The organism is Nostoc sp. CCY 9925 (assembly GCF_963920935.1).
Taxonomy (GTDB): Bacteria; Cyanobacteriota; Cyanobacteriia; order Cyanobacteriales; family Nostocaceae; genus Nostoc.
The window spans coordinates 164,952-179,851 of record NZ_CAWUDO010000001.1 but is presented as its reverse complement, the minus strand read 5'-3'; the positions used below and the strand labels follow the sequence as shown (position 1 = coordinate 179,851).

Genomic DNA, 14,900 nt, shown 5'->3' with positions numbered 1-14,900 from the left:
AATTTAAAAATGTGCAGATTCCAAAAAGTATTTTTAGCGTACCCAAATTATCTGTATTTAGTTTATTCCCGAGAATATAGTAGTATAATTTAAATCATATTTTAGATTATTACTGATGTAAAAATGTGCCTTTACTGACTTTAATTTTTAGTTTTTTGAGTATGTATTAGGATTGACTTAACCGGTTGTTAACTTTTCTGTCACTCTTAAATGCTAATGTTCATACTGTTAATCCATAGCATCATCTATAAAGATCCTTATGTTCTCTTCAAAGGTGCGGTTGGTTGCTCCCCTAGTTGCTTTGGCAATTGGTATTAGCTCTTGCGGCGGCGAAAACAATCAGGTTTCTAACAACTCTAGCCCAGGATCTGAAGGCGGCGCTACCCCAGCCACCAATACAGCAACCGGATCGAATTTATCTGGAACAGTCAAGGTGGATGGTTCTAGTACCGTCTATCCTATTTCTGAGGCGATGGCAGAAGAGTTTCAAAAGGCGAATCCTGGTGTCAAAGTGACTGTAGCTTCTTCTGGTACAGGCGGCGGTTTCAAAAAGTTTTGCGCGGGTGAAACTGATATTTCTAATGCTTCCCGCCCCATTAAGCCAGAGGAAGTAGAACTCTGTAAAAAAGGCAATATCGAGTACATTGAACTGCCGATCGCTTACGATGGTCTCTCAGTGGTGGTTAGCCCCCAAAATAACTTTGCTGATTGCCTCAAAGTTGATGAATTAAAGAAAATGTGGGAGACATCCGCTCAAGGCAAAGTCACCCAATGGAACCAGATTAACCCGAAATTCCCTGCGGAAAAAATCGGTTTGTACGGCCCTGGTACTGATTCGGGTACTTACGACTATTTCACCCAAGCAATTGTAGGTAAAGAAGGGGAAAGCCGCGGAGACTACACTGCTAGTGAAGATGACAATACGCTGGTACAAGGTGTGAGCGCTGACAAAGGCGGATTGGCGTTCTTTGGCTATGCCTATTACGAAAATAACAAAGACAAATTAAAGCTGGTTGCCATTGATGGTGGTAAAGGTTGTGTTCAACCCAGTCCCCAAACTATCGGTGATGGTACTTATCAGCCGCTTTCTCGCCCAGAATTTATCTATGTCAAAAAAACTGTGGCGACGCGTCCTGATGTCAAGGCTTTTGTTGATTTCAATTATGCTCCAGCTAACCAAAAGCTAGTTACAGAAGTGGGTTATGTGCCTTTACCCAGCGATCTACTCCCTGAAGTTCAAACACGCTTCAATAATGGGAAGGTAGGTTCAGTTTTTGAGGGTAAAGGTTCTCAAGTGGGTGTCACTCTCAAAGAACTTCTCAAAAAAGAAAAGTAACAGATAGCCCTGATGACTCTTTTGATCCTCTAAGCACAATTGAAGACTCAGCCCTGGTAGCTGGAAGTAGCTATCGTTCATACTCAGAGTAAGCAAATTTGATTTAAGCCTTACTTGTGTTGAAAGTTCAGCTAAATTTCCAGCACAAGGGCAATTTTTCCAAAATAGCATTATGTTTTTACATGCAAAGGAAGTTTGAATTTATGAGGTTGTCCCCTAATGACTTCCAATCCGTTATCTAATCAACCAAATAATTCCAACTTATGGCAGCCCAATCGGGCTTTGAGTAAGCGGATTGAATTTGGCGTCAAAAGCTTGTTTGCCTTGTTTGCGTTTGTCTCCGTAGCAACGACAATCGGTATTGTTTTAACATTGATTTTTGAGACAGTATCATTTTTTCAAGAAGTTTCCATCTGGCGGTTTTTAACAGACACACAATGGACACCATTGTTTGCCAATAAGCAGTTTGGAATCATGGTGCTAATTAGCGCCACATTGTTGATATCTGTAATTGCGATCGCAGTAGCGTTACCACTGGGATTACTAGCAGCTATCTGCTTGAGTGAGTATGCTCCACCGAAGCTTCGCAAATGGCTCAAGCCAGCCCTAGAAATTTTGGCAGGGGTGCCCACCGTTGTTTTTGGTTACTTTGCACTGTTGACAGTTACACCCTTCCTACAAACATTCATTCCTGGTATGCAGGGATTTAATGCTTTGAGTGCGGGTTTAATTTTGGGAGTTTCAATTGTTCCTCTGGTAGCTTCTCTAAGTGAAGACGCTCTTTATTCCGTTCCGCGTAGTTTGCGAGAAGGTGCTTATGCACTAGGTTCAACTAAAAGGGAAACAATTATTTCCGTAGTATTACCAGCAGCTTTATCTGGGATAGTAGCTTCTTTCATATTGGCGATTTCCCGCGCTATCGGTGAAACAATGATTGTGACGATAGCGGCTGGTCAAAATCCTCAATTGGGCTTGAATCCGCTAGTGCCAATTCAGACAATGACAGCCTACATTGTTCAAGTCAGTAAAGGAGATACACCAGCAGGTTCGCTGGCATATAAAACTATTTTTTCAGTGGGCATGACATTATTTATCATGACCTTAGCTCTGAATATTTTTAGTTACTGGTTTGTTCGCCGCTTCCGGGAGAAATACGAATGACAAAGAGTAATATTCACTCTAAAAATCAATTTGACTCTGGCGCAAATCGGAACTTCGATCTGTCTATCGATAAGCGCTACAATCTTGACAAAATTTTTGCGATCGCCACTTGGGCTGCAACTTTATTTGCACTGGTGGTGTTAGCTGTTTTGCTGATTGATATTTTAGCTGACGGTCTTGGGCGTTTGAATTGGTCTTTTCTGACCAGTTTTTCCTCTCGTCGTGCCTCCTCTTCCGGGATCTTAGCTCCCTTAGTCGGCACTATCTGGCTATTGGTGATAACGGCTTTAATCTCATTTCCCTTAGGAGTAGGCGCAGGCATTTTCTTAGAAGAGTATGCTGAAGATAACTGGTTTACTCAGTTAATTGAAATCAACATTGCAAACTTAGCAGCGGTGCCATCCATTATTTATGGCTTGTTGGGTTTGCAAATTTTTGTCAGGGTGATGGAACCAATTACTCAAGGACGTAGTGTGCTAGCTGGTGCTTTAACCTTGAGCTTATTGATTCTACCAATCATCATCATTACTACTCGTGAAGCCTTGCGTGCTGTTCCCGATAGCTTGCGGCAGGCTGGTTTTGCCCTTGGTGCAAATAGATGGCAAATCATTCGAGAACAAATATTCCCCATTGCTTTGCCAGGTATCCTGACTGGTACAATTTTGGCACTTTCAAGAGCGATCGGCGAAACAGCTCCGTTGATTGTAATTGGGGCTGTTGGTTTCATTACTTTCTTGCCCGATCTTTCTTTAAAAGGCTTGCAAAGTTCTTTCACAGCATTACCAATTCAAATTTTTGACTGGGTTTCTCGTCCTCAAACCGATTTTCACGAGAATGCTGCTGCTGGCATTATCGTTTTGATGATCGTGCTGCTTTTGATGAATTCATCAGCTATATATTTACGCAATAAATTCCAGCAGTCTCGCTAAATAAGTCAAGCACGTTTTCAGTATTTCTCTGAATTTTTTTATGGTATTAAACTCAACAACTGCTACATCTGAGACTATATTGCAAGCTGAACAATTATCTGTTTTCTATGGTAATTTCAAAGCAGTTCGTGATGTTAATTTAAACGTTGGTAAAAACAAAATCACAGCCTTTATTGGTCCTTCTGGATGTGGTAAAAGCACTGTACTAAGATGTTTTAATCGCTTAAATGACTTGATTCCCGGCGCACACATTGAGGGAAGAATTACCTTTGGTGAAACTGATATTTATGACAAGAGGATTGATACAGTAGAATTGCGCCGTCGGATTGGTATGGTGTTTCAAAAGCCGAACCCTTTCCCGAAATCAATTTATGAAAATATCGCCTTTGGAGCTAGGATTAACGGTTATCGAGGTGATATGGATGAATTAGTAGAACGGAGTCTGCGACAAGCTGCTTTATGGGATGAAGTTAAGCATAAACTCAAACAAAGTGGTCTATCTATATCTGGTGGACAACAGCAGCGCTTGTGTATTGCTCGTGCCTTAGCAATTCAACCAGAGGTTCTCCTAATGGATGAACCCTGCTCAGCCCTTGACCCAATTTCAACTTTGCGAGTTGAAGAATTACTTCAAGAACTGAAGTCTCAATACACCATTATCATCGTCACCCACAATATGCAGCAGGCTGCACGGGTGTCGGATATGACAGCGTTTTTTAATGCCCAGGCAACGGAAAGTGGCTCAAAAATGGGCTATCTAGTAGAATATGATTTGACAGAGCAGATTTTCAACAATCCTAAGCAAGAATATACGCGAGATTACGTCAGCGGCAGATTCGGATAAATATTTTTACTGTTGATTTGAAAATATAGTTTACGATACTAACTTCGCGTGCAAAATTCAACCACGCTGGTAGTTTATGACACTCCCCACGGCTATAAGCTGGGGATTTTTGGTTCATGGGGTAGGGGACTTCCAAATAAAAATAATAATCAATCGCTTTAGTGGGCAGTTCTTGAGCAGGGGAAGCAGAATCAGTCGTATTAGATGCAGGAATTGAGTAATTTAATTTTTGGATGTCCCTACAAAAGGAATTTATCCTCAGCAAGCATCTTCACTGTGGGGCACACGGTTGCAACTCCCCGAAGGAAAACTACCTACTATACTCACGCAGTAAGTTATAGGACTTACGCAAAAACTCTCTGAAACTCTTATTTCTTTGTGTTCTTTGTGTCCTTTGTGGTTCGTTTTTTCATAATTTTGCGTAAGTCCTGAGTTAGAATTGCTCAGATTTATCCGTAGGGTAGTTGAGAAAAATAAGTTTTATTTGGGTAATAAACTAAAAACATCTAAATTGCATAATCAGATTAAATCAAACTTTTGTAGGGTGGCTATCTTGCCTGCCCTAGTTATGTAACTTAAATGTAGAACAACTTACTACTAGAGAATGGGTAATAAATAAAGCAATTACACTCTACCTGCCAAGTTCATCAACTGTTTGAAGTTTACAAGATAAGTAATGTTGTTGGTGCTGTCAATTTTAATCCACCCTTTCTCATGCAGCTTTTCCATGATTTTGGTGGTTTCTTCAACGCCGATTTCTGTCACCTCTGCTAAATCTTTAAAGGGAATGTTAAAAATTTCTCTTCCTTGGTTTGATTCCTGACCATAGCTTTCGCCTAGAGTCACTAAGGTATGAGCGAGTTTGACCGCTGGTGGTGAAGACCGCATTTGCAAGCGCAGGTTAATTTGCCGTAGTCGCCGCACCATCAATTGCAACATTCGGTGATGTAATTGCGGGTCTTTAAACAATATTTGAATAAACCGTTCTCTGGAGATGCTAAGTAACTTCACAGGTGAAAGGGAAATGACATCAGTTGAGCGGGGAGATTCATCTAAAATTGCCATTTCTCCAAAAAAATCTCCACGGCCAAAAATTGCCAGAGCTACTGAATCTTCCCCGACGGTACGTCGGACTTTCACCCAACCAGAAACCACGAGATAAACGGCATTACCCCAAGCATCTTCCATGAGAACAGCTCGCCCACCTGGGTATTCATGTTCAATTGCAACGTTGAGCAGCCATTCCAAAGTCTGTGGGTTGGCTGTACTCATCAAGGGGAAAAGTTCACTAAAAACCTCTGTTTGCATGAAATATTTGCAATAATATGGATTTAAAAGCGAAAAATTAACTTGGCTACTATAAGTTTCTTTCAACCGTAATCTTACGTAGAATACAGACGTAAGATTTATATTTATTTGTTCTAAGCTTCTTAGATCGGTCGGTTCAGAGTTCGATTACAACATAACAATTATGTATTGCGATCGAAATCAGCGGTTTCACTGATAGAGTTATGATTTGCTGTTTGTCAGTGGATTGGTGTCTAGTGCTAGTCTTTTGAGTTGTTGATCTAAACTTTTCACTAGTTGATTCAGGGTAACTAAAGCCTCTAATTGCTCAGAGTCAAGGTCGCGATTGAGAAAAAGTCGTTCTTGTAGTTCATGCAACTTGAAGCTTAGTTGCTGAGAAATTCCTAAGGCATCCCGACTTAAACGGGTCAACTGTTGTTGCTGATAAAACTTTAATGCTGCTCCCCGCAAAACTTGGAGTGTGGCTTCTTCGCCATACATTCCTGGCATAACTCGCAAGCGTAATAACAAACGGGTTTTTTGATACAAACATTCTTTCTCTACCTGTTTTGGTTCTGCAACCTTGATAATAGGCAGAGAAGCAAACCGCTTTAACTCATTAAGTACTCCTTGGAAAACAGAGAGCGGCACTTTGTCTAATACAGACTGCAACACTCCATTGTCACTCCATAGTATCCTGCCTTCATAAGGTTGTCTTTCTAGATACAACCGACCAATTCCCCCTGCCAAAATTCGCCCTAGTAATTCTTCTAGTAATCTCTTAGGTGGTAGTGTTGCCAGCACTTCTACAGGACTAAACAGTCCGGGAACTTCCACTGGCAGAATAGATAGATTTTCTACTAATGCGGCTTTGGAAGTATCCCCTTGTTGACCTATATTGCCGGAGGTCAAAAAGGTAGAAATTTGAGGGGGATTATCTGGATTTGGAAAATCTATCCCCTGCGAAGAATGCTCATTAGTCTGTGTTTCAGGTGCTATGAATTTTGGTAGGTCGTATGATTCAGAGTAAGTATCACCAGAGGCAATAAACCTGTCAACAATGGTAACTGTTATTTGCTCATGTCCTTGTTGAGCATCTAGTTGGGACGTATTCTTGTGGTTGAGGTAGGCTGAAAGTATTCTGCGGTGAGCGTCAGCTGCGATCGCCTCAGTTATGAGTGTGGAATTCATATAAGACGCAATCCGACCAACATAATCTAGTGCCTCAGCATCTTGTGGATGAACCATACCTAGCAAGAGCTTGTTGTCTTTTAATCCAATAGGCAAAATTTGATGGTAAAGACAAGCTTCAAAGGACAAAAAACTATCCATTAGCTGGAATATTTGCTCGCGTTCGCCTTCTTGCTCCCACTTACTTTGTGTAGCAGTTGGCGTCTGTTGCCTATTGGCTGTGCTATTTGTGAGTTCGCCCTCTGAAGACAACATAGATTTTATTACTTGGTATTTTCTTATATAATATTTTCCTTCTAGTCTAGTAGGTAGTTAGTAAAGATACTTTGTTGGATTGTTAAAAATTCAATTATCTATTACATAAGTAGACGTAAGTAGAAGATAAATTTTCGATTAAGCATTACGGAAAATACCGGGGATTGGGTATGTAAAAAATACAGGGAGTAAAGGGGAAAGACTTACTACAACCTCCCCTCTGCTCCCCTGCTTCCTCATCTGGCCTATCCCCGCGTCTACACTACGAGTTAATCTTGAGTTCTTAAAGCTTGGGCTGCAAGATAGACTTTTGTCCATTCACCTAGCACTTGATGGGTTTTGAGTTTTAATTCTTGGGCTATCTCTTCTATTGATTTCCCTGCTCTCCGCAAATCTAGGATCTGCCGCGCCAGAGGGGTGAGTTTTTCATAAAGTTGCTGCCATTGGTTTTGTGTTAGCCCTAAGTTATGTTCTTCCAAGGAAATTGAGAGCCAACTATCTACGAGTTCTGGTTTCCCTTTGAGGGCAAAGACACGCACAGCGTGGTAACTAATTTTTTCTCGCAGTCGGTATACTTCTCTAGTCGGCTTATCCAGTCTTTTGGCAATTTCTTCTTGGGATTTACCTTGGAGATACAATCGTAGCCACTCCACTGCCTCCGTTCCCAGATTTTCTTGTAAATAATTTTCAAATTCTCTTTGTACGGACTGACGTAGCGCCTGTTGTTCTTCTTGTTGTTGTGCTTCTTGATATTCTGCGATCGCCTGACTATCGACTAAGTTCACTCGATTGTCACTGTCGTCTGTGAGAACTTCTTCTGAGACTAATCTAACCAAATCACGGCTAGGTACTTGGGTTAAGCCGCCACGCTGAGTACGACGCAAGTAATTTACAAAACGGTAAGCCAATAGGGGTTGATTGCGTACTGGTCGCAAACAATATTCTTCTACACTGGCAAACAGCAAAGCATCCGCTAATCGTCGATCGCTTGTATATTTGGCAATGTCAACCATTTGCTGTTGCATGTAGGTGTCGTTTTGCAATAATTCTTGTAGTACTTCTTGCAACACATCTATGACACTGCGCTGGCGATCGCGACTAAGGGCAACCCAAGTCTGAATTTTATTCCGTAATGTTGCTAAACTTCCCAGTCGGGTTATCAAGTTGCGATAAGCACGTTCTCGCCCCAGCCCTAAGTAGCGTTGACGTAAAATCCTCCAGCGATATTCCATTGCTTGCTTAGCAATGTCAAGTTCTTTCGGGTTAAACAGATCAAACCGTTTTGAGTCCGATCCCAGCAGCCAGAGGATAATACTTTGTCTAGTAGCTTCACTTTGTTCTGGACATTCTACAGCTAAGCGCTTTTGCCAATCTAAAGCCAGTTTTTCTAAATCCTTTGTCATAGCGAGATTGCGCTCCTCGAAACTCAATTTTGAAGTTTGCATCACAACCCCCATTTATCCCACCTAACCTAATTGTTTAACTGGCAGTTGCCCCAGATTTCATGAAACTCATGAAAACATCTCAGTGATTCCACTTTTATTACGTCTAAATTCACTAACTTTATGCAGAAATTTCTCTGTTGATGTTTTACTTAGATATTCAAAGTGCCCCAAACCAATGTCTATGAGGCGTTTCCGTCAATTCTGTTAATTTAAACTTTTTGTTAAGTTATGTTTTTTAACTGACAACAGAAATCTACCTAGAGTAGTGAGGATAATACATAATTACAAAAGATGGGTTGGGGAAATCTGACTTTGGGGAACCCAGCCGAAGAACGAATATAATTTAACTCAATATCAGACGTTATTTCACCCGTATAAGTTTCAACTCTCGGCAATACTTTACGTAGTTAAATACTTGGTTTTACTTGAAACCATAAAATTGTTTCACTAAGTATATACATGGTAATTAGCAATTAATAATAATTTGATGTTACAAATCCACTAATCAAGCTAATTGATGCTTGTATAAATATTGCTTGCAAATACTGTTACTGTGATGGAAAAATACACCATATTTGCTAAATTTTCCAAGTCGGAATTGGAAGCAAAACAGGCTCTAACCCATACTACAGAGTTATGTTGTCTACTGCACTTAACTGAAATCCCTGATACTTTAATACGTAAGTAATTAGACAAACTTCAGTTAACAATTCAAAATTCCAAATTCAAAATTAAAGACATTTTGAGGCAGGGATTTAAACCCCGACTGAAACTGGGACTACGTATAGACGTAGCGCAAAATCTGTAGCTTGCTTCTCGCAGTCATCACAACTTTGTAACAAAGAGGTCTTAAACCCTTTGACTTACGATAAAACTTGATAGATTTTGGGTATTCCTGAATCAAGATATGAATGAGCTTCGCAGAAAACCAATGTAGGTGCTAATAGCGCCAATGGATTCTAGTATGCTGGATAGCGATCGCTATTCTAAATAATAGGGATAAATGTAGGAATTGTTCGTTTTAATTTTTGAGCAAAGCCAAAGACGCTTGACTTCCAAACAAACATGAGCCATTGGTCTAAGGCGATAGCGTAGCGTTAGCGAGCCTGCGAGCGTCTGACTCCGCCAACGCCAAAAGTAAAAAAACTGGGCTTGATTTATCGTCCGTTCGAGGATCTAACAATGGGGTTTTCTACAGATTCTCGATATTGTTGGACTTCTTCTGTGTAAGCAATTGGTAGAACAGCTTCAACGTTTTCATGGGGACGAGGAATAATCACCCAAGACTCTAGAGTACCACCATAAACATTTTCTGCGGCTTCAACACCAGCAGCCATAGCTGTTTTGACTTCAGAAACATCGCCACGAATATTAACTGTAAAGCGAGCGCTACCAACTCGGATGTAACCAACCAGAGTGACTCGACCAGCTTTTACCATAGCGTCTGCTGCTGCTAGCACAGCAGGAAAACCCTTCGTTTCCAGCGATCCGACTGCCTGTAGGGACATTAGTAATCTCCTGTATGAATAAACGATAATGTGGCGCGACAAATTAATTGTACGAAGCTTCGCTACAGATTTTGATGGCGAAATTGCTTAGAACATACGGAAAGGTTCTGATTTTTCAGTGAAATGGATTGGTAATATAGTTTCCACATTTTCCGGGGGATTGGGAACAATGTAATGGGTGATTACTGTTTGGGCCTTTACTTGCTCTCCAGCATCAATACCTTCTGCAACAGCTCTTTTTACTTCAGCAACTTGTCCCCGGACGGCAACTACAAAGCGACCACTCTCGGCTAGACCATAATACACCAGTGTGACTGCGGCAGATTTTACCATTGCATCTGCCGCGGCTAAGACACTAGGAAAACCTAAAGTTTCAATTACGCCAACCGCCATCGGCATGGCATTAGCTCCTAACTCAAGAATAAGTGATATTAATTGTACGTGGGTTTAGTCCCAATTTTGACATTTTGGAAAACTTTCTTTAATGGTGACTTGGAGGAGTAGGGAGTAGGGAGTTAGAATATTTTGATGGGGGCGCAATTATATTTTATATATTACTAGCGATAATTAATAATATTAGTTTTTGTAATTTTGTGGTTTAACAAAATCAGCGATGTTTGGAAGTGACCTAGTACGATAAACTGATATTTATGTTTCCGAATTTTCTTCCTACAGCAGTTGGGCAACTAACAGAAGCAGCCTCGATCGCTCTAGCTCGGAGTATTCAAACTTCTGCGATCGCAACACCTTTAACTAATCAACCAATTACCACAACTTATGTTAAACAAGGGAGCGATGGAACTCCTATTTTATTAATTCACGGTTTTGACAGTTCTGTATTAGAATTTCGTCGGCTTTTGCCATTGCTTGCTGAAAATAATGAAACGTGGGCAGTGGATTTGTTGGGTTTTGGCTTTACAGATAGGATCTCAGGGATTGCCTATAGCCCAACTGCGATTAAAACCCATCTTTATTATTTTTGGAAAAGCCTGATTAACCAACCTGTAATTTTAGTTGGGGCTTCAATGGGGGGTGCAACAGCGATTGATTTAGCGCTAACTTACCCGGAAATTGTCAAGAAGTTAGTGTTAATTGATAGTGCTGGGTTGGCAGGTGGTTCACCATTAAGTAAATTAATGTTTCCACCATTGGATTATTTAGCAACTCAGTTTTTGAGTAATATGAAGGTGCGCGATCGCGTTTCCCGCATTGGGTATAAAAATCAAAGTCTTGCTTCTTTAGATGCTTTATATTGTGGCGCATTGCATCTACAAATGCCGAGTTGGCATCAAGCTTTGATTGCTTTCACAAAAAGTGGTGGTTACAGTGCTTTTAGATTTCAAAAATTATCACAAATTGTGCAACAAACCCTAATTTTATGGGGGGATTCCGATAAAATTTTGGGCACTAAGGACGCCATAAGGTTTAAAAGAGCAATTCCACATAGTACCCTGACCTGGATTCAAGATTGTGGACATCTTCCTCACCTAGAACAACCACAAATCACTGCCCAGCATATTTTAAAATTTTGTAGTGAATGATATTACTTTTTCAGCTGACACTCAAAAAATTTAGGCTTTCTGTTCTGAAGTTGACGCCAATGAGCAACACGCTTTGCCCCTACGAAGTTCTGTTCTACTCAATCAAGAACTATAAAAGTGGTCTGGTTCTAGCTCTATAGTCCATTAAGGCTCCTTGGCTAATGACAGTCCGCCCGTTTCTTCTGGTAGTGGGAATCTGTCCTCTTTGCAGAGCCATGTATTAAAGTACTGTGGTCTACACCCAAAAATCTCGCTGCTTGTACAAGTGAAGTACCCTGTTGCAGGATACTCCCTCTTCTTCTGTTCCTAATTGATGAGGGACGTATCATGGCGAAATGTAAAGAACAACTTAAGAAATCTCAATTTTCTACGAAAAAAATCTAAGAATTAACATTAATTTACAATTAGCGAAGAGAAGGCAATGCTGTGTCAGAAGAGGACAGCAGAGCTAATTTGATTTTTTTCTAATTAGATTGATATCTAATTCGATCATAACAAATTATGGAGAAAGAACAGTTTCAGACCCTGTTGCGATTTTTCAAAGCTTTAGCAGACGAAAGCAGATTGAAGATTGTAGGTATCCTGGCGAATCAGGAGTGCAGCGTCGAAGAATTAGCTGTATTACTGCAACTTAAGGAACCGACTGTATCCCATCATCTAGCGAAACTTAAGGAATTAAATTTAGTCACTATGCGCCCTGAGGGTAATAGTCGCCTGTACCAGTTGGATAGTGAGGCTTTGCAAAGCATCAGTAAGCAAATTTTTACACCTGAGCAAATTGCTTCTTTGATACAGGATGTAGATACTGAAGCCTGGGAAAACAAAGTATTGAAAAACTATTTTGATGTCGATGTCTCCGATAACAACTCTGTCCAACGCCTCAAAGAAATCCCTGCTAGTCGCAAAAAGCGCTTAGTAATTCTCAAGTGGTTAGCAAATAGATTTGAAATTGGGGTTCAGTATCCAGAACGCACAGTGAATGATATTCTCAAGCACTACCATCCTGACTACGCCACCCTACGACGGGAATTGATAGGCTACCAGTTGATGCAGCGAGAGAATGCAGTTTATTGGCGTTCGGGCTGATAATTGCTTGCCACGGGCTACCGCCAAGGACGCAAAGAAAGAAGTAAAAAATTTTGCCGCAGCCTCAGAAATAAATGGTATCAAGCTTAAATTATTTGTGAAAAATAAGATTCCCAACTTATTTGAAAAGTTGGGAATCTTATTTTTCATAAGGAGATATATTTTTATATCAGAAATTATTTTCCCAAATAAGCTTCGAGAACTTTTGGATTCGTTTGAATTTCTGCTGGGATACCGTCAGCCAAATTCTGTCCTTCGGCAAGTACCCAAACACGATCGCACAAGGACATAATGACATCCATATTGTGTTCAATAATCAAAAATGTCATGCCATCTTGCCGATTCCAAGTAATAATGCGATCGCAAATATCATCAATTAATCTCGGATTTACCCCTGCTGCTGGTTCATCCAACAAAATTAACTTGGGATTAGTCATGAGTGCGCGTCCCATTTCCAATAGCTTGCGTTGTCCGCCAGATAAACCACCAGCATAATCGTGTGCTTTTTTTGCCAAGCCCACTGATTCTAACAAAAACATTGCTCGTTCTTGGAGTTGCTTTTCTTCCTTGGCTACTATATGCGGTTGTAACTGCACTTGCCAAAAGTTTTCACCGGTTTGTTTTTGCGCCGCCAACAACATATTTTCTAACACCGACAACCGCGAGAGAGTTCTTGCAACTTGAAAGGTGCGTATTACCCCTTGTTGGGCGATTTGATATGGTTGCAAATTGTGAATAGGTTCGCCGTCAAAAATTACTCGTCCTTTATCTGGGCGGATGAAGTTGGAGAGTAAATTAAATAAAGTGGTTTTACCAGCACCATTGGGGCCAATTAAACCCGTGATGCTGCCTTTTGCAACTTCGATTTTTGCTTCATTAACTGCCTTAACACCGCCAAAGCTTTTAGAAAGTCCAGTGGCTACGAGCAGAGGAAGTGGTGATGATTGGTTATTTACCAAGGGTGAGTTCCTCCTTTTTCCCTAAGATACCTTGAGGACGCCAAATCATCAGTACCATTAAAATTAATCCGATTACCATGATGCGAAATGCACCCAAACGTGCTTCATCAAAGGGGACGATTCTAGGTAAAACTTCTCGCGTGATGGCATCGTAAGCGAAGAAAATTACCGCGCCTAAGATTGTGCCAATATTATTACCAGAACCGCCTAAAATCACCATAATCCAAGTATCAAAGGTCAGCTGGGGCTGAAAATTATCAGGATAAATAGCGCCGAGTTGCCAAGCGAAAAAAGCGCCAGCGATGCCAGCGATCGCACCTCCAAGCATGAGAGATTGTAATTTATACCAAAATACATTTTTTCCCAGTGCCTTGGGAATTTCTTCATCTTCACGGATAGCTTTGAGAATTCTACCCCAAGGCGATCGCACCAAAATTTCTAACCGCCAAAATACAAGTGCTAAAACCAACAGCAACACCAACATCAAGCCTGCTTTTGGGTTGTAGTTATACAGTCCAATTACCCCAGATATATAAATTGCTACTGCCAAAACTGCTAACAAAATTCCCACTCCCAAACGTGATGCAAATTCTTGTTTGCTATTCAACCTTTGGCTAGAATCAGCGGCTTTAAGTCTTTGGGCAGTGCGAATCCATCGCCATAACGTAAACAAAGTTACGACAGCTAATAGTGTTAACAGTCCAATCATCACTAATCTCAAAAACAAACTCGGCTGTGTGGAGAAGGGTATGGGATAACTTTGTACGCCAAACGCTCCAGAAACCCAAGAATTTCCTACAGGTAATTCCTGATTATTGACTACTAAACGAATTAATTCTCCTGTACCAATGGTGACAATTGCTAGGTAATCTTCTCGCAAGCGCAGAGTCGCAAAACCAATTATCAAACCCAACAAAGCGGCTACGATTCCTCCAAGGAGCGCCGATATCAGTAGAGGAACGCCCTTGAAGCTTAACAACACAGTTGTATATGCTCCCAGGGTCATGAAAGCAATATGACCAAAATTAATTAACCCAGTAAAGCCCCACTGCAAATTCAGTCCGAGAGCGAATAGGGCAAAACTGGCTGTAGAAATTGCTAAGAAAATGAGATATTCAACCATATTAAGGAGTGGAAAGTAGGGAGTAGGGAGTAGGTAGAAACGCGATTAATCGCGTCTGTAAGGAGTGGGGAAGTTCCAACAAATAAATTATCGAGTTGAGGTTAAAAGGTTGAACTTGATCTTCCCACACGCCCCTCAGCCTTCCTACCTCCCAGACTGAGCGAATAAATTTTAGCTTAGCTTGAGCATAGTACTGCAATTTTCGTTAAGCCTGACTAATTTTTTGGGAATACTA

General features: G+C 40.8%; 13 protein-coding genes. 6 read left to right on the top strand and 7 right to left on the bottom strand.

From position 1 onward, the window contains the following. The first annotated feature begins 259 nt into the window (after positions 1-259). The 4 genes from ACM0OY_RS00760 to pstB all read left to right on the top strand — a co-directional run bounded on the left by ACM0OY_RS00760 (position 260) and on the right by pstB (position 4,270). Positions 260-1,336: a PstS family phosphate ABC transporter substrate-binding protein gene (locus tag ACM0OY_RS00760; protein WP_414566991.1), complete on the top strand. Its 1,077-nt coding sequence runs from the start codon at positions 260-262 to the stop codon at positions 1,334-1,336. A 219-nt stretch (positions 1,337-1,555) separates the two neighbouring features. Then, on the top strand, positions 1,556-2,497 hold the full coding sequence (gene pstC / locus ACM0OY_RS00755; protein WP_414566990.1) for a phosphate ABC transporter permease subunit PstC: 942 nt from the start codon (positions 1,556-1,558) through the stop codon (positions 2,495-2,497). After that, positions 2,494-3,426: a phosphate ABC transporter permease PstA gene (gene pstA, locus ACM0OY_RS00750; RefSeq protein ID WP_414566989.1), complete on the top strand. Its 933-nt coding sequence runs from the start codon at positions 2,494-2,496 to the stop codon at positions 3,424-3,426. The genes pstC and pstA overlap by 4 nt, the downstream gene beginning before the upstream one ends. A 40-nt stretch (positions 3,427-3,466) precedes the next feature. After that, on the top strand, positions 3,467-4,270 hold the full coding sequence (pstB, locus tag ACM0OY_RS00745; protein ID WP_414566988.1) for a phosphate ABC transporter ATP-binding protein PstB: 804 nt from the start codon (positions 3,467-3,469) through the stop codon (positions 4,268-4,270). 624 nt (positions 4,271-4,894) lie between these two features. Here the strand turns inward: pstB and ACM0OY_RS00740 are convergent. The 5 genes from ACM0OY_RS00740 to ACM0OY_RS00720 all read right to left on the bottom strand — a co-directional run bounded on the left by ACM0OY_RS00740 (position 4,895) and on the right by ACM0OY_RS00720 (position 10,355). Next, positions 4,895-5,578, bottom strand: a complete 684-nt coding sequence (locus tag ACM0OY_RS00740) for a Crp/Fnr family transcriptional regulator (RefSeq protein ID WP_414566987.1) — start codon at positions 5,576-5,578, stop codon at positions 4,895-4,897. Positions 5,579-5,779: 201 nt separating this feature from the next. Further along, positions 5,780-7,003: a pilus assembly protein PilB gene (locus ACM0OY_RS00735; RefSeq protein ID WP_414566986.1), complete on the bottom strand. Its 1,224-nt coding sequence runs from the start codon at positions 7,001-7,003 to the stop codon at positions 5,780-5,782. 269 nt (positions 7,004-7,272) lie between these two features. Then, on the bottom strand, positions 7,273-8,460 hold the full coding sequence (locus ACM0OY_RS00730) for a HetZ-related protein 2 (RefSeq protein ID WP_414566985.1): 1,188 nt from the start codon (positions 8,458-8,460) through the stop codon (positions 7,273-7,275). Positions 8,461-9,605: 1,145 nt separating this feature from the next. Further along, on the bottom strand, positions 9,606-9,956 hold the full coding sequence (locus tag ACM0OY_RS00725) for a carbon dioxide-concentrating mechanism protein CcmK (RefSeq protein WP_096536804.1): 351 nt from the start codon (positions 9,954-9,956) through the stop codon (positions 9,606-9,608). 87 nt (positions 9,957-10,043) lie between these two features. Then, positions 10,044-10,355: a carbon dioxide-concentrating mechanism protein CcmK gene (locus ACM0OY_RS00720; protein ID WP_414566984.1), complete on the bottom strand. Its 312-nt coding sequence runs from the start codon at positions 10,353-10,355 to the stop codon at positions 10,044-10,046. A gap of 251 nt (positions 10,356-10,606) precedes the next feature. Here ACM0OY_RS00720 and ACM0OY_RS00715 point away from each other — a divergent pair, with 251 nt between their 5' ends. Together ACM0OY_RS00715 and ACM0OY_RS00710 are read left to right on the top strand one after the other, a co-directional pair. Further along, complete coding sequence (locus ACM0OY_RS00715) at positions 10,607-11,497, top strand: alpha/beta fold hydrolase (RefSeq protein ID WP_414566983.1); 891 nt, start codon at positions 10,607-10,609, stop codon at positions 11,495-11,497. 501 nt (positions 11,498-11,998) lie between these two features. Beyond that, positions 11,999-12,583, top strand: a complete 585-nt coding sequence (locus ACM0OY_RS00710; RefSeq protein WP_414566982.1) for a metalloregulator ArsR/SmtB family transcription factor — start codon at positions 11,999-12,001, stop codon at positions 12,581-12,583. A 176-nt stretch (positions 12,584-12,759) separates the two neighbouring features. On the opposite strand, the gene ACM0OY_RS00705 is transcribed toward ACM0OY_RS00710, so the two are convergent. Both ACM0OY_RS00705 and ACM0OY_RS00700 read right to left on the bottom strand, forming a co-directional pair. Continuing rightward, positions 12,760-13,542, bottom strand: coding sequence for an ABC transporter ATP-binding protein (locus tag ACM0OY_RS00705; protein WP_414566981.1), 783 nt, complete (start codon positions 13,540-13,542; stop codon positions 12,760-12,762). After that, entirely contained in the window at positions 13,532-14,665 is a 1,134-nt protein-coding gene (locus ACM0OY_RS00700; protein ID WP_414566980.1) for a branched-chain amino acid ABC transporter permease, read from the bottom strand. The genes ACM0OY_RS00705 and ACM0OY_RS00700 overlap by 11 nt, the downstream gene beginning before the upstream one ends. Positions 14,666-14,900: the final 235 nt, after the last annotated feature.

Coding starts and splice junctions, on each gene's coding strand:
- ACM0OY_RS00760 (WP_414566991.1), top strand. CDS start 260: ATGTTCTCTTCAAAGGTGCGGTTGGTTGCTCCCCTAGTTGCTTTGGCA.
- pstC (WP_414566990.1), top strand. CDS start 1,556: ATGACTTCCAATCCGTTATCTAATCAACCAAATAATTCCAACTTATGG.
- pstA (WP_414566989.1), top strand. CDS start 2,494: ATGACAAAGAGTAATATTCACTCTAAAAATCAATTTGACTCTGGCGCA.
- pstB (WP_414566988.1), top strand. CDS start 3,467: ATGGTATTAAACTCAACAACTGCTACATCTGAGACTATATTGCAAGCT.
- ACM0OY_RS00740 (WP_414566987.1), bottom strand. CDS start 5,578: ATGCAAACAGAGGTTTTTAGTGAACTTTTCCCCTTGATGAGTACAGCC.
- ACM0OY_RS00735 (WP_414566986.1), bottom strand. CDS start 7,003: ATGTTGTCTTCAGAGGGCGAACTCACAAATAGCACAGCCAATAGGCAA.
- ACM0OY_RS00730 (WP_414566985.1), bottom strand. CDS start 8,460: ATGGGGGTTGTGATGCAAACTTCAAAATTGAGTTTCGAGGAGCGCAAT.
- ACM0OY_RS00725 (WP_096536804.1), bottom strand. CDS start 9,956: ATGTCCCTACAGGCAGTCGGATCGCTGGAAACGAAGGGTTTTCCTGCT.
- ACM0OY_RS00720 (WP_414566984.1), bottom strand. CDS start 10,355: ATGCCGATGGCGGTTGGCGTAATTGAAACTTTAGGTTTTCCTAGTGTC.
- ACM0OY_RS00715 (WP_414566983.1), top strand. CDS start 10,607: ATGTTTCCGAATTTTCTTCCTACAGCAGTTGGGCAACTAACAGAAGCA.
- ACM0OY_RS00710 (WP_414566982.1), top strand. CDS start 11,999: ATGGAGAAAGAACAGTTTCAGACCCTGTTGCGATTTTTCAAAGCTTTA.
- ACM0OY_RS00700 (WP_414566980.1), bottom strand. CDS start 14,665: ATGGTTGAATATCTCATTTTCTTAGCAATTTCTACAGCCAGTTTTGCC.